This is a genomic window from Mycobacterium sp. 141 (assembly GCF_000382405.1).
Classification (GTDB): Bacteria; Actinomycetota; Actinomycetes; order Mycobacteriales; family Mycobacteriaceae; genus Mycobacterium.
Map to the genome: position 1 here is coordinate 474,572 of NZ_KB908256.1, position 18,473 is coordinate 493,044.

Here is an 18,473-nt window from a genome sequence, read left to right on the forward strand (position 1 = left end):
ACACACGCGGCACGCCCGCCGAGTTTCTATGATGCGGATGTGACCATCGTCGGCGACTTGCAGCGTGCCCGTCATATGGCGCTGGCAGCCGAGGAGGGTGCCGCCAAGGAGCTGCTGCTGTCGTTGATGCCGCAGATCGAGCAGGCCGACCGGGACGATTACGCGCTCGAGGTGTTTGCCCAACTCGGCGAGATCTATCTGGTACGCACCGCGTACGACGGTGTGGTGGAAGGCATCCGGCACATCCGGGACTGCCTGGAGATCTACGCGGGAATCCGGGCCGGCGCGATGCCTGAGAGCGCCGCCAAGGTCACCATGACGGATGCGGAGGTCGACCACATGATCTGCCGCTATACCCGCCGCGTCGAATTCCTCGCCGCTGGTCTGGCCGCCGCGCGTGGTGAGCACGACGCCGCCGAGCAACATTTGGCGGCATTGATCACTGCGAGCGGGGAATTCACCGATCTGGATGCCGAGCACGCGCGGCTCGTCTGTTGTGCCCGCATCCTGCTGGCGACGGCCCTGTGCGACGACGACCTGTACGCCCGATCGGAGCCCGTGTGGGCCGAGGTTCTCGACGTGGTGGACGGTAACCTCGACGGGGACGCCGAGGAGTCCGACCACCTGTTCGTCGCGGCAGCACTCGGTTACGGGCGGTTCTGTGTGGAATCCGGGCGCCTGGCCGAGGCCGAACCGTGGCTGCGCCGTGGTGGAGCGAGGGCCGAGGCCCGAGGCTGGCGGCTGGCTACATCGCGTGCTCAACTCGAACGGGCCGCGGCGGCCTGGTCGGGCGGCGACATCGCCGAGACGCAGCGGTTGGTGCACGAGGCGTACCCGGTGATCGCCGAACACGCCCGCGCGCACGACGTGTCCCGAAGTTGGCTGTATTTCGGCCTGATCCGGCTGGCCATCGGCGCATTGCAAGAGGCCGACGAGTGCTGGGCTCATGCAGAACGACACTGGCGGGAGATCGAGAAGCCGCTGCACATACACCGGATTCTGTTGCAGCGCAGCTGGATCGCTACTTTCCGTGGGGATTTCGACGAGGCCCGTGCGCAAGTGGCCCAGGCGCGGGAGCTGTTGGATTCTGCGCCACGGCATAGTTGGCTGCAGTATGCCCGGCTCGATTCGCATCTGGGTAACGTCTGGCGTGCCGACGCACTCGCCGAGATGGGGTTCGACGGTTTTGGGCGTCCGGGCCAGAACTGGCACCAGGTCGAAGCCCGATACGCGGCCGGCCTGGGCGTGGTCGACTGTGCCCCCGGATCGCCCGAATATGCGCGCGCGATGGAAAAGCTTCGGCGCGCAGCCGATCTGAAGGTTCCCGCTGCGCTGGCCGTAGATTCCGTGCGTTACACCATCCCCGATGCCGGCGCTCGGATGCGCTGGGCAAGCTGTGTATCGGCTCCGCTGCTGGCCGGGGCGTTCGCGGTGGCATGGGAATCCGATGACGTCGAGCTGGTCTGCGAACTAGTCGAATACCACAGTGCACGAGGTACTTTCACCGCTGATCCGACCGCACAGCAGGCGGGTGACTGGACCGGCACCGCAACCGCCGCGGTGCCGGTGGAGGCCGAACTTGCCCCGGAACTGGCGATCGCGGCCGCCGCACCTGCTGCGGGCGGTGGGGGGCTGACCCGGCTGGGCCCGCTGCCGCCGCTGCGGATGGACCCGCAGACCGCTCCGATCATGAGCCGATATCGCGACCTGGCCCAGCAACGATACGGCCGCGACGTCACGGCGGCCGGCGACGCGTGGCGGACGTGGCCGTGACCGTGACCCTGGTGCTGCGCTTCGCCGACGTCGGCATAGCCACCTACGCAAGCCTGCGGGTGGTGGGGGAGCCGCAACGGTCGGTCACCTGGGTGGTCGAGGAACCACAGCTGCGCACCGCGTGCGACGCGTTGGACGCCGCGCTACCCGATCCGCGTCCCGGTGAGGCCCCTGACTCGGCCATCGAACGCGCCTTGACGACAGGGGCTTTCGCATCCCCCGGCAGCGAACACGAGCTCGCCGAGGCGCTGGGCGCGCAGTTGATCGGGGCCGCCGGCTGGCAGCTGTTCTCCGAGTGCGTTGCCTCGCCACGGCCGGTCCTGTTCGTGACACCGAGCCCGCGGTTGGGCCGGGTGCCGTGGGCGCAGCTCGTCATGCCCGGCCCTGACGGATTTCGTCTGATCGAGCTCGCCGATGTGCTCATGGCCGTGCCGCCGAACGTCGTGCACGCGCCACGTCGGCAGACCCGCTGGGAGGATCGTCGCGACCGACCGGCGGTCCTGTTGCTCGACCCCCGTATCCCCGGACAGCGGCCGGGTTCGGCGTTGGGATCGGTGCTCGGCAGGCCATCCCCGCAGACACCGTTGGCACGCCATTTCGCCGATCCGGTCGCCGCGGGTCGGGTGCTGCCCACCGTCGCCGAGCCTGCCGAGTTGTTCCGCCGCACCGACACCGACCGGCGCTGGTTGGCGCAGGCGTGCGCCCAGGACCCGGCCCGGCTGCTCTATGTCGGGCACGCCAGTGCCGCCGAAGGCGATGCCGGTTACGCCGACCGCGCCGCGCTGCATCTGGCCGAGTCGCATCCGCTGACCGCCGCCGACGTCATGTTGGCCGACCTGGTCATTCCTCCCCGAGTGGCGCTGTTGGCCTGCGCGTCCGGCGGCGACTACCGCTTCGACGAGGCCACGGGATTGGTGGCGGCGATGATCCTCGGCGGTGCCGAGCTGGTGACCGCCACGTTGTGGTCGCTGCCGACCGCTGCCGGATACCACCAGTTCTATAGGGGTGCAGCAGATTTCGCATTTGACCCGATGACCGAGACGGTTGCCGCGGTCGACCTGGCCCACCGGGAAGATGCGGCAGGCCGCGCGGTGAACCGATGGCAGCGAGCCCAGCTGCGGCGCTGGCGTGACGGCGACCGTGCTGCCAGCCCGCTGCATTGGGCGGCTCTGGCCAGCTTCACCGTCGACGGTGCCCGTTGAGCGGCTCAGCCGGCAATACGAACACCGCGACGCCTGCGGCGGCGCAGAGCAGGCATCTATCGTGGTGCGGGTGAGCATCTGGTCGGACGCGGCCGCGGCACGGACCGCGGTGGGCTCGGCGCAGCCACGTCGTGCGGTGATCGATCGGGCCTGGCGGTCCATCGGTGCGGGTGTCGAGGTGCTCAGCAGCGAGGACGGCGGTCCGCTGCGCCGGACGGTCAAGCGGATCATCGACCCTCTGGTGCTGAGGTTGCGTAGCAACACCCAGTTCTCGGCTGCTGTGCTCGACCCCGCCGTGGCCGCCGCGCTGCACGCCGCCATCACTGCCCAGGCTCCGCAATTACGTGCCGCAGCAGCCTGGTTCGTGTTGCTCAAGGGCGAGCGGCGACGGCAACGCGTCACTACGGGCAACGCGCAGGAACTTTATTTCCCGGTGTGTTTCGAGCTGGCGGTCACGCGGGGCGCCCCGGGCGTCCACGATCAGCAGACCGCCGCGGCAGTGCTACGCGACATCCATCAGGGCCGGGACCGCACCGGAATCGAGGCGCTCAACGCCCATCTGGGCGATCCGCAGGTGGTTACCCGATTGACCCGCCAACTCGAGCGCAGTTGGCGCGATGTGTACCCGACCGACGCGATGAGCGGACCCTTTTTCGCGGGGCTGGCCACCGTACTGGGACCCGCGGACAGTCATCGTGCGACGGCGGCCCGACAGCGGGTGTGGTCGGCCCTGATTGCTGACGCCACTCCCTACAACTTCGGTGCCGCGGCCCACACCCGGCCCGTCGTCCTGCCCTGGTCCGTCGTCGAGGTCGGTTTGAGTTCGGTGTCACCGCAACGTCTTCCGGTCATCGAGGGGACGGCCGACGGCGATCGTCCGTTGGACCGCAGCGTGGCCGACCGGGTCCGGGCGACCTTGCGCCGGGCCTTGGACCGCGATGAGTTGCCCGACGTGCCTCTGCTGTGCGCCGAAGAGGTCGACCGGTCCTGCGCTCCATGGGGTCTGCTCGCCGAGGACAAGCAGGCGGTGTTGGTGACCGGTATCGAGGTGGCCACCGAGTTGCGGCCGCTCGCGGCGTCGGCGCCGAGGCGCTACGAGTTGTCGGCGCGGATCCAGGCCCGGCTTGCCAAGGAGGCTTACGTTCTGCACGCGCGCCGCTACCTGGCCGGTGACGAGCCGATTCATGCTCGGCAGCAACAGGTTGTCGAGGATCTGGAGGCATTCGCTCGGCCCTACCTGAGCCGGCTGTGGGCCCGTCTGCACGGTCGCGATGTCTGGCAGGAATCCTGCGAAGACGTCGACGACGTACGTGCCCTTCTGGAAGGCGTGGCACGGTCGGTGAGCCTGGACCATCGCCAGCGCATCAAGGCGATGCTGGAAGTGCAGATGGCCGGATGAAGCTGCATCTCGAATCCGGTTTGTGGAGTACTGGTCGGCTGATTGAACCGGCCCCGCTGGTGGCGATGCTCGAGGTCAGTGGTGCGGTGCTGTCGTGGGTGGTCGACGACGGAGTCGTCGGTCGGGCTAGTGACGGAGTCGTCGGTCGGGCGAGTGACGGAGTCGTCGGGCGTGCGGGTGCTTCTGCCGACGCACCCATCATCACGTTCACCGATCATGTCAGGGCCGACTGGCTTTGGCAGGTTGTCGGTGAGCAGGGCCATGTCGCCGTCGTCGAGGCCCTGCGTGCCGCCGGTGACGAGCCGGTCGAATTACCCGCGGTCTCGGTGCTGCCGGGTTCAGCGGATATGTTGCGGCGGTTGGCCTTCGGTCACTGGCTGCGGCGGTGGTGGCCGGCCAGTGAGCGCGACGGTATTGCGGCCCTGGACTGCGCGGTGCTCGACGCCGAGTTGGCGGTTTTGACTGCGGCTGCCGAGAGCTTCTTCACCGACGACACCTTGGATTCCGATATCGAGGGTTTGCTGGCTCCGCACGTTTCTGACCTGAAATTTCTTTCTGCACAAGGAGATCCGCGAGTGGTCGCGCTGGCGGACAGGTGCCGGGAGATTTCCGAGGACATCGGTGTGGGCTGGGCGGAGGCTGAGCCGACACGACGCCGGTCGGACTATGCGCTGGCCGCCGGCGCCGCAGACGGGAGGCGCGCCGGTACGGCGATTGCTGGGGGAGTTGCGACGGTGAGCTGGTCCGCGGTCCCGCCCGGCATTTTCGACGCTGCTGAGCAGACCGTCGACTGGACCGTCGTCCCGGTCGGATCATCGGTGAACTGCCTTGTGCAGGTTGCAGTTTCGGGTCCTGGCCAACCCGCGGGTATCGCCGCGACAATGCGCTGCGGCGACTACCGCGGCACCGGTGTGCTCGACGCCGATGGTCATGCCGTGCTTGCGATGCTCGGGGCGGACGGTGGCGAGCTGCGGGAGTCGCAAGCCTGGAACCTGGACTGGTCACCGGCCGAGGTGGCGATCGGCGCAACCGGTGCCGGTGAGCCGCGACATGTTCGGGACCGAGTGCGGGCATTCGCCCGGAGCCGGCTCGCTGCGGTATCGGATGCGCGGCTCGCCGCGATGTCGGATGCGCGGCTCGCCGCGGTCCCCGCCGACGCGTATCTGGCCGAGTTGCTTGCCGCCGAATCCGACTACTGACCCGCCCGAGTCATTTGGCGGCGGTCTGGACGTAGGTGGCCGAGCGCGGCGTCGACGGCAGGCCGATCATGGGCACCTGCGGAGTGCCGATGACCCCGGCCAGCCATGGTAGTGACGCGGCGAACGCATTCGAGGCGAACGGCCAGTCGTGCGTGCCCGGCTGACTCACCACGGCGCAGGGTATGCCGTGCGCCGAGCCCAACCCGCACAACGCGTTGGCGGCCTTGGCTTGGTCGCTGAGCCTGGTCTGTTTGGTGGTCGACGGTGCGTCGTTCACATCGAACCAGCCGGAGAGCCCCCGATACTGCCCATGGCGGTCGATCACCGTCGTGGGATCGAACGCGTCCCAGGCCACCCTGCTGCCGCCGAACAGGCGGTCGATGGTCTGCGTTTTGTTGCCCGAGTTGGGGCCGATGTCACCCGCGATATCCACGAAGGCGCCGAACAGCTCTGGATGCATCACCGACATGTCGACAGCGCAGGTGCCGCCCATTGACCAGCCCACCACTCCCCAGTGCGCCGCCATCGGGCTGACGCCGTAGTGGCTGTTCATGTACGGGATCACATCTTTGGTGAGGTGATCGGCGGAATGGCCGCGCGGTCCGTTCACGCATTCGGTGTCATTGTTGAAGGCACCGCCCGGGTCGACGAACACCAGCACGGGCGCATAGCCGTGGTGTGCGCGGGCGAATTCGTCCACCGTCTTGATCACGTTGCCGGCGCGCATCCAGTCCGCGGGGGTGTTGAACTCGCCGCCGATCATCATCACGGTCGGCAGCTTCGGTGCCAGGTTGCTGATGAACCAGGCTGGCGGCAGGTAAACGTATTCGCCGCGGTGTCGGAATCCCGAGGCGGTACTGCCGGTGTCCACCGGCACAACCGTGCCGCGGATGGGAACCGTACCTTCGTGCTGCATCTGGGAGACCGTCACCTCATCGGTCTGGTCGGGCAGTGGACCGGCCGTCAATTGGTTCCAGGCGGTCTGCACCCACGGGAAGTAACCAACCCACAGGTTCAATGCCAGGGCCGCGCACAGCAAGCTCATCGGCACCGCCAACGTCGACACACCGCGGCGCCACCAGGGGCTGCCGCGCCACCCGGCCAGCAGGACCACGACGGTGGCTCCGGTGATCGCCACCCACACCCACAACGAGTTCGGTGCGTGATTGCCACGGTCGGACATCCCCTCGTCCTGGACGTACCAGTACGTGCCCAGCGCCAGCACACCACCGATCCCTGCGGCCACCGGGAGCCAGATCAAGCCCCAGCGTCGGGAGCGCCATCCGATCGTCGCGCTCAGCACAACTACAGTCACAACCTGCACCGTTGTCGGGACCCAGCCGTGCATCAAGGACAGATGGTGCGTGAAGGTCACCCGCTAATCCTGGTCAACGATCCTTGCGATTTCCTGTGCGTAATCTGCTAACGGGGTTTGGCCAGGGGGAAGGGCAGTGTCTCGCGGATACTGCGCCCCGTGATCAGCATGACCACGCGGTCGACGCCCATACCGAGGCCGCCGGTTGGGGGCATGGCGTACTCCATCGCCTGCAGGAAGTCCTCGTCGAGCTCCATTGCCTCGGGATCGCCACCGGCCGCCAGCAACGACTGTTCCTGCAACCGGCGGCGTTGTTCGACGGGGTCGGTGAGCTCGCTGTAGGCCGTGCCGAGCTCGACGCCCCAGGCCACCAGGTCCCAACGTTCGGCCACCCCGGGGATGGTCCGGTGCGGCCGGGTCAACGGCGATACCGAGGTGGGGAAGTCCTTGTAGAACGTCGGCTCTGTGGTGCGGTCCTCGACCAGGTGCTCATACATCTCCAGGACGACTGCCCCGGCGTCCCAGTGCGCCAGATAGCCGATCCCGGCTTCCTTGCACAGCCGGCGCAAGGTATCCACGTCGGTCTCGGGCGTGATGTGTTCGCCGAGGGCCTCGGAGATCGCGTCATGCACGGTCTTGACGGGCCACTGCCCGGAGATGTCCACCGGCTCCAGCACGCCGTCGGCGCGGGGGCGCAGGAACACCTGGCTGCCGTTGGCCGCCTGAGCGGCGTTCTGGATCAGCTCGCGGCAACCGTCGATCCACACGTTGTAGTCGGCGTGCGCCTGATAGGCCTCCAACAGGGTGAACTCGGGGTTGTGGCTGAAGTCGACCCCCTCGTTGCGGAACGCCCGGCCCAGCTCGAAGACGCGTTCCACCCCGCCGACGCAGAGCCGTTTGAGGTACAGCTCGGGTGCGATCCGCAGGTACAGGTCCAGGTCGTAGGCGTTGATGTGGGTGAGGAACGGTCGGGCGTTCGCACCGCCGTGGATCTGCTGCAGAATCGGCGTCTCGACCTCGAGGAAGTCTTTGGCGTACAACGTCTGCCGGATGGCTTGCAACGCGCCGCTGCGGGCCCGGATCAACTCGCGGGCGCCGGTGTTGACGGCGAGGTCCAGGTAGCGGGCCCGTACCCGGGCCTCCTGATCGGTCAGCCCCTTCCACTTGTCGGGCAGTGGGCGCAGGCATTTCCCGATCAACCGCCAGTTCTCGACCAGCAGCGATCGGGTGCCGGTACGGCTGTGACCCATGGTGCCGGTCACCTCGATCAGGTCACCGAGGTCGATCGCGGCGGTGAACTTGTCGGTGCCACCGTCGAGGCGTGAATCGTCCAGCAGCAGCTGGACTTCGCCGGACCAGTCCCGCAGCTGAGCGAACAGCACCCCGCCGTAGTCGCGGATTCGCAGCACCCGGCCGGCGACGCTGAGATGTTCGATGTCGTCGGTATCTAGCGCCGCGCTGTCGGGGACGGCCAATGCCTCGGCCACGGTGTGGCTGGGCGCCTGGCCGACGGGATAAGCGTCCACGCCACTGTCCTGCAGCGCCCGGAGTTTGGCCATGCGTACGCGGACCTGCTCGGGCAGGCGCGTCGGTTCCATACCGTCCGGAGCGTCCGTCGGCAGCCCGACGGTGTCGGGTGCGCTGCCGTCGCGGTGCAGCCGTCCGGACTCGACCAATTCCGTCGGTGCCGCCACGTGTTCGCCGGTGTGCTGCTTGTTGCGCCGAGAGAACGGCAGCACAAGGAAACCTTCGGCGATCACCGACGCCACACCGACCCGCGGGATCAGCCGGGCGTCCTCGTAGCAGGCGTAGCGCGGGACCCATTCGGGTTGGTACTTCATGTTCGACCGGTACAGGGTCTCCAGTTGCCACCACCGGGAGAAGAACACCAGCAGCCCCCGCCACAGCCTGGCCACCGGCCCGGCACCCAGCTGCGCACCCTGCTCGAAAGCGGATCGGAACATCGCGAAATTCAGCGAGATCCGGTTGACCCCAATGGTTTCCGCCTGCATGCACAGTTCGCTGACCATCAATTCGATGGTGCCGTTGGGGGACTGGGGGGAGCGGCGCATCACGTCGAGCGATACCCCGTTTGCGCCCCACGGCACCAACGACAGCATCGCCACCACGACATCTTTCTGGCCGTCGTGCTGAACCGCCTCGACCAGCAGACAGTCGCCGTCGGCGGGGTCGCCGAGCCGGCCCAGAGCCATGGAGAAGCCACGTTCGGTCTCGGTGTCCCGCCATGCGTCGGCGTTGCGGATCACCTCGGCCATCTCGGTGGCCGTGAGGTCGCGGTGGCGCCGGATCCGCACCGAGGCGCCGGCGCGGCGGGCCCGCGTGACGGCCTGACGTACGCCGCGCATGTCCGAGCCCGACAGTCGGAAGGTGTCCGGGTGCAGGATGGCCTCGTCGCCGAGTTGCAGGGCGTTAAGACCCGCGGCGCGGAACGCCTCGGCGGCAGTCAAGCTCGCGCCCATTACGCCGGGTGCCCAGCCGTACGCCTGGCACAACCGCAACCAGGCGTCGATCGCCTGCGGCCACGCCTTGGGATCGCCCAGCGGATCGCCGCTCGCCAGACACACGCCGACCTCGACGCGGTAGGTGATCGCGGCCCGTCCGCTCGGCTCGAACACCACCGACTTGTCGCGCCGGGTGGCGAAGTAGCCCAGCGAATCGTTCTTCCCGTAGAGCTCCAACAGCCCGCGGATGGCGGACTCGTCCTCACCGGTCAGTGCGTTCGTCGCGCGCTGCGACTGGAACAGCACGACAGCTGCGGCCATCAACGCGAGAGCTCCGAACAGGCCGAACACGGCGTTCAGGAAGAGGTGTGAATACCCCTCGAAGACCTCCGGTGGTGCCGTGACGAACCCGCTGACGCGGTTGATCGCATACGGCAGCCGCGAACCGGCGTCCAGCGTCCCCGGGAACAGGGTCAACAACCCCCAGGCCGCCAGGATGCCGATCGCCATACCCGCCACCAGCACCACGGCCGACTTGAACAGGGCGCCGCGGCGGACTTTCGCCCAGAACTGCCCACGGGCCAGCACCAGGAAGGCGATGGAGGCGAGGTGAAACGCCAGGCCGATGATCTCGCCGACGTCGTCGCCCATGGTGTCGCCGCCTGCGACCAGATCACCCACGTTCCAGCCGACGGCGCCGACCATGTAGAGCACCAGGATCCACCACGCGATGCGCTTACGTGTGGCCAGCGCCGCGGCCAGCAGGGCCAGCACGAACGCCCAGGCAAAGCTGGTGTCGGGAAAGTTGAACAGATAGTTGTTGACGAACTCCCGCGGCACCGTGATGACCCAGCGCACCAGGGGAGAGACGCTGGCGATCAGCGACAAGGTGGCGATGATGCCGACCGTCCAGCCGGCTGCGGCCGGGACCCAGGAGAAGCGAGCGGTTGGCCGCACCTGAGTGCGACTGGCGCGGCTGAGAACGGTCATACGCCCGGAGGATAGGCGGTCAGCTTGGCAAATCGGTGGGTCACCGAACGCGCAGCACCGGCGCCGTCATTCACCGGACCGGACCCGTGTACTTCTCACCCGGGCCTTTGCCCGGTTCGTCCGGTGCGGCGCTGGCTTCGCGAAAAGCCAATTGCAGGCTCTTGAGCCCATCGCGCACGGGCCCGGCGTGTGGCCCGAGGTACTCTGCCGATGCCGTCACCAGACCGGCCAGTGCGGTGATGAGTCGGCGCGCCTCGTCGAGATCCCGATAGGGGCTCTCGTTCGGATCGGGAGCGGACAGCCCGATCTTTTCGGCTGCGGCGCTCATCAACATCACCGCCGCACGGGTGATCACCTCCACCGCGGGGATCTCGGCCAGGTCACGAACGGCGGAGCCGTTCAGATTGCCTGGGCCCTGCTCGTGCGCTGCGTCGGGCTTTACAGACGGATCGGTCATACCTGGTAGAGTGTCATGCGCGACCGTCCCGGCGTATGCCAGGGACAGCAAGTGGAGTCCCACTCCCACCGTTGGCCACACCGGTACAACGGTCCGGTCACCAGCATCTCAGGATGCTGGTTCTGTGCTCCAGTATTTTGGGGCATCGGCGGCGACAAGCCGTGACCGGTCGGTATGGGCCCTGCTATGAGCAGGGCCTTCGCTCTTTGAGCGCTGATGGCGTGGGCTCCTGAAGTGGACAACATAGGAGGCCCCATCAGCACTGAGACCCGCGTCAACGAGCGCATCCGCGTACCCGAAGTCCGCCTGATTGGACCAGGTGGTGAGCAGGTAGGCATCGTACGCATCGAAGACGCCCTCCGCGTCGCCGCGGATGCCGATCTCGACCTTGTGGAAGTAGCCCCGAACGCCAGGCCGCCGGTCTGCAAGATCATGGACTACGGAAAGTACAAGTACGAGACGGCTCTGAAGGAGCGCGAGTCTCGCAAGAACCAGCAGCAGACCGTCGTCAAGGAACAGAAGCTGCGTCCCAAGATCGACGATCACGACTACGAGACGAAGAAGGGCCACGTGGTCCGCTTCCTCGAGGCCGGGTCGAAGGTCAAGGTGACCATCATGTTCCGCGGACGTGAGCAGTCACGGCCCGAACTCGGGTACCGCCTTCTGCAGCGGCTGGGCGCCGACGTTGCCGAGTACGGCTTCGTCGAGACGTCCGCCAAGCAGGACGGCCGCAACATGACGATGGTGCTGGCACCGCACCGCGGCGCGAAGACTCGCGCCAAGGCGGCGGAACAGGCCGAGCGGCCTAGCGGGCAGCAGGCCGCACCCGAAGAACCAGACGTTTCGTAGTACTAGATTCAACACAGAACTGAGGACTCATGCCCAAGGCTAAGACCCACAGCGGTGCTTCCAAGCGGTTCCGCCGTACCGGTACCGGAAAGATCGTGCGGCAGAAGGCCAACCGCCGCCATCTGCTTGAGCACAAGCCGAGCAAGCGTACCCGTCGGCTGGACGGTCGTACGGTCGTGGCTGGCAACGACGCCGGCCGGATCAACAAGCTGCTCAACGGCTAAGACTGCCCTCACCCGTACCGATCGAGAATAGGAACACCCCATGGCACGCGTGAAGCGCGCACTCAACGCCCAGAAGAAGCGGCGCACAGTCCTCAAAGCCTCGAAGGGCTACCGCGGCCAGCGGTCCCGCCTGTACCGCAAAGCCAAAGAGCAGCAGCTGCATTCGCTGACCTACGCCTACCGGGACCGTCGCGCCCGTAAGGGCGATTTCCGCAAGCTGTGGATCTCCCGGATCAACGCCGCGGCCCGCGCCAACGACATCACCTACAACCGCCTGATCCAGGGCCTCAAGGCCGCCGGCGTCGAGGTGGACCGCAAGAACCTCGCCGAGATCGCCGTGAGCGACCCGGCTGCGTTCAGCGCGCTGGTCGAGGTGGCCAAGGCCGCTCTGCCCAGCGATGTGAATTCGCCGTCAACGCCCGCTGACGAGGCCGCCTGACTCTCACCGAGCGTTCTGCCCGGGTGAGTGCAGCGGCAAAGCTGCACCGCCACACCGGGCGCCGCCGCGCCGCACGCTTCCTTGCCGAGGGACCCAATCTCGTCGAGGCGGCGTTGCGGCGCGGACTTGTTTCCGAGGTGTTCGTAACCGAGCCTGCGTTGGACCGCTTCGGCGCGATGCTGGCCGACGCGCCCGTTCAGCTCGTCACCGAGCGTGCGGCAAAGACCTTGTCGGACACCGTCACCCCGGTCGGGTTGGTGGCGGTGTGCCGGCTGCCGGAAGCCTCGCTCGATGACGTACTCGCCGCCTCACCCCGGCTGATCGCCGTGGCCGTGCAGCTTTCCGAGCCGGGCAACGCAGGCACCCTGATCCGGGTCGCCGACGCGATGGGTGCCGACGCCGTGGTCCTGGCAGGCAACGCCGTCGACCCCTACAACAGCAAGTGCCTGCGCGCGTCGGCAGGCAGCATCTTCTCCATTCCCGTGCTCAGCGAGTCCGATGAGACCGCAACTGTGGAGCGGTTGCGTGCGGCGGGCCTGCAGGTGCTGGCGACCACGGTCGACGGCGAAGTCAGTCTCGACGCCCCTGATTTCAAGCGCGAATTGGCTGCACCTACCGCCTGGCTGTTCGGACCCGAGGCGCACGGCCTGCCACCGGCGTTGGCTGCCATGGCCGATCACCGCGTGCGCATCCCGATGCCCGGCAACGCCGAAAGCCTCAACATCGCCTCGGCCGCCTCGATCTGCCTCTATCAGAGTGCACGGGCAGGCCGTTCCTAGCGTCGAATCGCCATTGGTCGCAGGGTTTTCGCTATTCGGCCGCGACAGGCCGTCGGGGGAGACTGATGTGCCACGATGCTCTTGGGAGGTGCGCCGTGTGCCAGTACTGCGGATGTCGGGATATGCCGCTGCTGCGGGATTACATCGCCGAACATGAGAGGGCGCTCGACCACGGCGGCGAAGCGGTGCGGGCTCTGGACCGCGGCGAACTCGATGTGGCGCGTGAGCGCCTGGCGGCGATGGCCGCCGAGTTGCGGACTCATTGGCGTGGGGAGGAGAACGGTCTGTTCGCCGTGATGCGCCGCGAGGAGTTGTACGCGCAGCACATCGAGCCGTTGGTGGCCGAACACCGGGAACTGGATGCCCTGCTCGATACCGTCGACGTGGCCGACCCCGAAGACCAGCACCGCGTCCGGGTCGTCGTGGGGGACCTTTTCGAGCACATCGCCAAGGAAGAGGATGGCCTGTTCCCGGCGTCGTTGACCACACTGGACGGCGAGGATTGGGACGCCGCCATCGCCGGGTGGCAGGATGCGCACCCCGGCCGGCCCATGATCGACGGCCGCTCCTGAGCCGCAGTGGCGACAACAATCATCCTGTCGCACGGGCGTGACCAGGGCGGTTTTGGGGCGGGAGCAGGCAGTGTGAGCAAACCCGCGCGCGGTGCGATTGCCGGTCTGTGCGAGTGCCACATACCCTTGGCGCTGTGGATGGCGAATCGTTCGATGAACGATCCGGCCGTAACGGGGAAATCGATCGGGTGCCGGATCGGTCCGGATCGGTTCTGGATCTTTCCGGCCCGCTGGGCTGGTTGCAACGGACCAACCACAGCCCTGCGCTGGTCGCATTGGTTCGACGGGTTCGCCGGGCCCTGCCCGGCGACCCCGACTTCGGCGACCCGTTGTCGGCATCGGGTGAGGGCGGGCCGCGCGCCGCGGCCCGGGTCGCCGACCGCTTCCTGGATCGCGAGGCAGCCTCCCGTGAGATGAGCCTGGGTGCGCTGCAGGTGTGGCAGGCGCTGACCGAGCGGGTGTCGGGTACCCCGGCAAACCCCGAGGTGACCCTTGTCTTCACCGATCTTGTCGGGTTCTCGTCGTGGTCGCTGCGCGCCGGTGACGACGCGACGCTGCGACTGTTACGCAGAGTGGCCCAGGTGGTGGAACCGCCACTGCTGGAGGCCGGTGGTCACATCGTCAAGCGCATGGGTGACGGGATGATGGCGGTGTTCTCCGACCCGGTCGTCGCGCTGCGCGCGGTGATTACGGCCCTCGACGCGCTGAATTCGGTTGAGGTGGATGGCTATACGCCGAGAATGCGGGTCGGCATACACACGGGCCGGCCGCAACGCATCGGTTCGGACTGGCTCGGCGTGGACGTCAACGTCACGGCGCGGGTCATGGAACGGGCCACCAAGGGCGGCCTGATGCTGTCGAACACCACGCTCGACCTGATCCCGGCGGACGAGTTCAGCGCACCGGGTTTGACCGTTAAACGGCAACGATGGCAGGTCTTTTCACCCCGGCCGGACGGGGTGCCCGACGATCTGGTGATCTATCGGGTGCGGCTACCCCGGCAGACGCCCTTCGACGAACCCGACGATCAGGGCGTGCCGGGCGGATGACATGCCCGTGATCGGTGCGGCGTCGGATCGACGTGTGACGGACCGCCCGTGGGAAACGCATTCGAGGCGCGACGAGGCCATCGCCTATGATCGCCGGATGTCCCGCACGCGAGGAGGAGAATCAGGCGCTGAGCAGGCCAGTGATCTCTCGGAAGAAGCCCTGACCAAAGCCGTGAGCGCGGCCCGGCATGCATTCGAGCTGTCCGGTGACCTCGAGGCGCTCGCGCGCGCCAAGACCGAGCATCTGGGGGATCGGGCGCCGATCGCGCTGGCCCGCCAGGCGCTGGCGACTCTGCCCAAGGAGGACCGGGCCGACGCCGGCAAACGCGTCAACGTTGCTCGGGGTGATGCCCAACGCGCCTACGACGAGCGGTTGGCCGTGTTGCGCGCCGAACGTGACGCCGCGGTTCTGGTCGCCGAACGGGTCGACGTCACGCTGCCGTCGACCCGGCAGCCTCTGGGCGCCCGGCATCCGATCACGATCCTGGCCGAGAATGTCGCCGACACGTTCGTCGCCATGGGCTGGGAACTGGCCGAAGGCCCCGAGGTCGAGACCGAGCAGTTCAACTTCGACGCGCTGAACTTCCCGCCGGACCACCCTGCACGCAGTGAGCAGGACACCTTCCAGATCGCCCCGGTGTCTTCTCCCGTCGCTTCGCTCGCCCAGGCCGGCTCCCGGCAAGTGCTGCGCACCCACACCTCACCCGTGCAGATCCGTGCGCTGCTGGAACGCGACTTACCGGTCTACATCGTCTCGATCGGGCGAACCTTCCGCACCGACGAACTCGACTCGACACACACGCCGGTGTTCCATCAGGTCGAGGGTTTGGCGGTGGACAAGGGCCTGACCATGGCCCATCTGCGCGGCACCCTGGATGCATTCGCCCGGGCCCAGTTCGGCCCGGAGGGCCGCACCCGGTTCCGCCCGCACTTCTTCCCGTTCACCGAGCCGTCGGCCGAGGTGGACATCTGGTTCCCCGACAAGAAGGGTGGACCGGGCTGGGTGGAATGGGGCGGCTGCGGCATGGTCAATCCGAATGTGTTGCGCGCCTGCGGTATCGATCCGGAGGTCTATTCCGGATTCGCCTTCGGCATGGGATTGGAGCGAACCCTGCAGTTCCGCAATGGGATTCCGGACATGCGTGACATGGTCGAGGGCGACGTACGCTTCTCGCTGCCGTTCGGGGTGGGCGCCTGATGCGCATTCCGTATAGCTGGCTGCGTGACACGGTCCGCGCCGGCGCGCCGGGTTGGGACGTGTCAGTCGATGAGCTCGAGCAGGCATTCATTCGCATCGGTCACGAGGTCGAGGAGATCATCTCGACCGGTCCCGTGAGCGGTCCGCTGACCGTCGGCCGTGTCGCTTCCATCGAGGAGTTGACCGAGTTCAAGAAGCCGATCCGAGCCTGCACGGTCGACGTGGGTGAGGCCGAACCCCGTGAGATCGTGTGTGGGGCAAGGAACTTCGCCGTCGGCGATCTGGTGGCCGTGGCACTGCCGGGCACTACGCTGCCCGGCGACTTCACGATCGCCAAGCGCAAGACCTACGGGCGCACGTCAGACGGCATGATCTGCTCGGCGTCCGAGCTCAACCTCGGCACCGATCACAACGGCATCATCGTGCTGCCGCCCGGTACCGCCGAACCGGGCGCTCCTGCGGCAGAGATCCTCGGCCTGGATGACGTGGTGTTTCACCTGGGGATCACCCCGGACCGCGGTTACTGCCTGTCGGTGCGCGGCCTGGCCCGCGAGATCGCCTGCGCCTACGACTTGGACTATGTCGACCCGGCTGATGTGACGCCGCTGCCCGCCGAGGGTGAGGCGTGGCCCCTGACCGTGCAGCCGGGCACCGGTGTGCAGCGGTTCGGCCTGCGACCGGTGACGGGTATCGACCCGAACGCGGTATCGCCGTGGTGGCTGCAGCGTCGTCTGCTGCTGAGCGGCATCCGCGCCATTTCGCCGGCGGTCGACGTGACCAACTACGTCATGCTCGAGCTCGGCCATCCGATGCACGCCCACGATCGCAGCCTGATCACCGGCGGTTTCGACGTGCGCTTCGCCCGCGACGGCGAGAAGGTCGTGACGCTCGACGACGTGGAGCGCACCCTGAACTCGGCCGACGTGCTCATCGTCGACGACGTCGCGACCGCTGCCATCGGCGGCGTCATGGGCGCGGGCACCACCGAGGTGCGCGACTCGACCACCGACGTGCTGCTCGAGGCCGCGGTGTGGGACCCGGCCGCGGTGTCTCGCACGCAGCGGCGTCTGCACCTGGCCAGCGAGGCGGGCCGGCGCTACGAACGTTCCGTCGACCCGGCAATCTCTGTTGCGGCCCTTGATCGTTGCGCGACGCTGCTGGCCGAGATCGCCGGAGGCACGGTGGAACCGACCCTGACCGATTGGCGTGAGGAAGGTCGCAGCGACTGGTCGCAGCCCGCCATCGAGATCGCCGCAGACCTGCCCGACCGCACCGCCGGTGTCGAGTACGCCGCGGGTACGACGGCTCGGCGGCTCACCCAGATCGGCGCTGAGGTGACCGGGTCCGGACCGCTCACTGTCACCCCACCGAGCTGGCGCCCGGACCTGCGCCAGCGCGCTGACCTGGTGGAAGAGGTACTGCGGCTGGAAGGGTTGGAGCAGATCCCTTCGGTGTTGCCGATGGCGCCGGCCGGACGCGGGCTCACCGCCGTTCAGAAGCGCCGTCGCGCGATCGGAAAATCGTTGGCGCTGGGCGGATTCGTCGAGATCCTGCCGACGCCGTTCCTGCCGGCGGGGATCTTCGACGCCTGGGGGCTGGCCGCCGACGATCCTCGGCGCAACACCACCAAGGTGCTCAACCCGCTGGAAGCCGACCGGCCGCAGCTGGCCACCACCTTGTTGCCCGGGTTGCTCGAGGCGTTGGGACGCAACGTATCCCGTGGTACACCCGACGTGGCGCTGTTCGCCATCGCACAAGTGGTGGAACCCACCGAGCAGACCCGTGCCGTCGAACGCATCCCGACCGACCGCAGGCCCACCGACGAGGAGATCGCTGGGCTCGACGCCTCGCTGCCGCACCAGCCTCAGCACGTCGCCGTTGTGTTGGCCGGTCTGCGCGAGCCCGCCGGACCGTGGGGTCCCGGCCGGCCGACCGAGGCCGCTGACGCCTTCGAAGCGGTGCGGGTGATCGGTCGGGCCGCCGGTGTGGAGTTCACCCTGCGTGCCGCGCAGGACCTGCCATGGCATCCCGGTCGCTGTGCCGAGGTGCTTGTCGGCGACCCCGGACAAGAAATAGTCGTCGGCCACGCCGGCCAGTTGCATCCGGCGGTCGTCGAGCGGACCGGGTTGCCCAAGGGCACCTGCGCGGTCGAGTTGGACCTCGACGCCGTGCCGATTGTCGAGACGCTGCCCGCGCCGCGGGTGTCGCCGTTCCCCGCGGTGTTCCAGGACATCAGCGTGACCGTTGACGACGAGATCGGCGCGGCCGCGGTGGTGGCCGCCGTCCGCGACGGTGCCGGTGAGCTGCTCGAAGACGTCAAGCTGTTCGACGTGTACACGGGCCCGCAGATCGGGGAGGGGCGCAAGTCGCTGACCCTGGCGCTGCGGTTCCGCGCCGCCGATCGGACACTCACCGAAGACGAGGCCAGTGCCGCGCGTGATGCTGCGGTGGCCGCCGCAGCCGAGCGGGTCGGCGCCGTCCTGCGCGGCTGACTCGGCACGGCTGATCCGGCACGGCGAGCGTGCGCGTCTGCCGGCCGACACACCGTGGAAAGTGTCGACGGTGC

Annotated in this window: 15 protein-coding genes; 12 read left to right on the forward strand and 3 right to left on the reverse strand. The window is 67.8% G+C overall.

Annotated features, from left to right (window positions below):
* The first annotated feature begins 39 nt into the window (after nucleotides 1–39).
* From H276_RS0104970 to H276_RS0104985, 4 genes are all read left to right on the forward strand, one after another.
* Complete coding sequence (locus tag H276_RS0104970) at nucleotides 40–1,773, forward strand: hypothetical protein (RefSeq protein WP_019970207.1); 1,734 nt, start codon at nucleotides 40–42, stop codon at nucleotides 1,771–1,773.
* Nucleotides 1,770–2,975 (forward strand): CHAT domain-containing protein, encoded by a 1,206-nt coding sequence (locus H276_RS0104975; protein ID WP_026356603.1) that lies wholly within the window; start codon nucleotides 1,770–1,772, stop codon nucleotides 2,973–2,975. Before H276_RS0104970 ends, H276_RS0104975 begins: the two co-directional genes overlap by 4 nt.
* A gap of 70 nt (nucleotides 2,976–3,045) precedes the next feature.
* Nucleotides 3,046–4,374, forward strand: coding sequence for a hypothetical protein (locus tag H276_RS0104980; protein WP_026356604.1), 1,329 nt, complete (start codon nucleotides 3,046–3,048; stop codon nucleotides 4,372–4,374).
* Nucleotides 4,371–5,573 carry a hypothetical protein gene (locus H276_RS0104985; RefSeq protein ID WP_019970210.1) on the forward strand — a complete coding sequence of 401 codons (1,203 nt, stop codon included), beginning with the start codon at nucleotides 4,371–4,373 and terminating at the stop codon, nucleotides 5,571–5,573. Before H276_RS0104980 ends, H276_RS0104985 begins: the two co-directional genes overlap by 4 nt.
* Nucleotides 5,574–5,583: 10 nt before the next feature.
* Here the strand turns inward: H276_RS0104985 and H276_RS0104990 are convergent, their stop codons facing one another.
* From H276_RS0104990 to H276_RS0105000, 3 genes are all read right to left on the reverse strand, one after another.
* Nucleotides 5,584–6,921 (reverse strand): alpha/beta hydrolase family protein, encoded by a 1,338-nt coding sequence (locus H276_RS0104990; protein ID WP_231376605.1) that lies wholly within the window; start codon nucleotides 6,919–6,921, stop codon nucleotides 5,584–5,586.
* A 74-nt stretch (nucleotides 6,922–6,995) separates the two neighbouring features.
* On the reverse strand, nucleotides 6,996–10,340 hold the full coding sequence (gene lysX / locus H276_RS0104995) for a bifunctional lysylphosphatidylglycerol synthetase/lysine--tRNA ligase LysX (protein WP_019970212.1): 3,345 nt from the start codon (nucleotides 10,338–10,340) through the stop codon (nucleotides 6,996–6,998).
* Nucleotides 10,341–10,410: 70 nt separating this feature from the next.
* Nucleotides 10,411–10,797 (reverse strand): DUF1844 domain-containing protein, encoded by a 387-nt coding sequence (locus H276_RS0105000; protein WP_019970213.1) that lies wholly within the window; start codon nucleotides 10,795–10,797, stop codon nucleotides 10,411–10,413.
* A gap of 255 nt (nucleotides 10,798–11,052) precedes the next feature.
* On the opposite strand from H276_RS0105000, the gene infC reads away from it, so the two are divergent.
* The 8 genes from infC to pheT all read left to right on the forward strand — a co-directional run bounded on the left by infC (nucleotide 11,053) and on the right by pheT (nucleotide 18,399).
* Entirely contained in the window at nucleotides 11,053–11,646 is a 594-nt protein-coding gene (gene infC, locus H276_RS0105005) for a translation initiation factor IF-3 (RefSeq protein ID WP_231376606.1), read from the forward strand.
* Nucleotides 11,647–11,675: 29 nt separating this feature from the next.
* Complete coding sequence (rpmI, locus tag H276_RS0105010) at nucleotides 11,676–11,870, forward strand: 50S ribosomal protein L35 (protein ID WP_019970215.1); 195 nt, start codon at nucleotides 11,676–11,678, stop codon at nucleotides 11,868–11,870.
* Nucleotides 11,871–11,910: 40 nt separating this feature from the next.
* Nucleotides 11,911–12,309 (forward strand): 50S ribosomal protein L20, encoded by a 399-nt coding sequence (rplT, locus tag H276_RS0105015; RefSeq protein ID WP_019970216.1) that lies wholly within the window; start codon nucleotides 11,911–11,913, stop codon nucleotides 12,307–12,309.
* A gap of 23 nt (nucleotides 12,310–12,332) precedes the next feature.
* Nucleotides 12,333–13,088 carry an RNA methyltransferase gene (locus H276_RS0105020; protein WP_019970217.1) on the forward strand — a complete coding sequence of 252 codons (756 nt, stop codon included), beginning with the start codon at nucleotides 12,333–12,335 and terminating at the stop codon, nucleotides 13,086–13,088.
* A gap of 122 nt (nucleotides 13,089–13,210) precedes the next feature.
* Complete coding sequence (locus H276_RS0105025) at nucleotides 13,211–13,660, forward strand: hemerythrin domain-containing protein (protein WP_019970218.1); 450 nt, start codon at nucleotides 13,211–13,213, stop codon at nucleotides 13,658–13,660.
* Nucleotides 13,661–13,794: 134 nt separating this feature from the next.
* The gene (locus tag H276_RS0105030) at nucleotides 13,795–14,709 is read left to right on the forward strand and encodes an adenylate/guanylate cyclase domain-containing protein (RefSeq protein WP_019970219.1); all 915 of its coding nucleotides are present in this window, start codon (nucleotides 13,795–13,797) and stop codon (nucleotides 14,707–14,709) included.
* 97 nt (nucleotides 14,710–14,806) lie between these two features.
* Complete coding sequence (gene pheS / locus H276_RS0105035; RefSeq protein ID WP_026356606.1) at nucleotides 14,807–15,907, forward strand: phenylalanine--tRNA ligase subunit alpha; 1,101 nt, start codon at nucleotides 14,807–14,809, stop codon at nucleotides 15,905–15,907.
* Nucleotides 15,907–18,399 carry a phenylalanine--tRNA ligase subunit beta gene (pheT, locus tag H276_RS0105040; protein ID WP_019970221.1) on the forward strand — a complete coding sequence of 831 codons (2,493 nt, stop codon included), beginning with the start codon at nucleotides 15,907–15,909 and terminating at the stop codon, nucleotides 18,397–18,399. Before pheS ends, pheT begins: the two co-directional genes overlap by 1 nt.
* Nucleotides 18,400–18,473 lie beyond the last annotated feature (74 nt).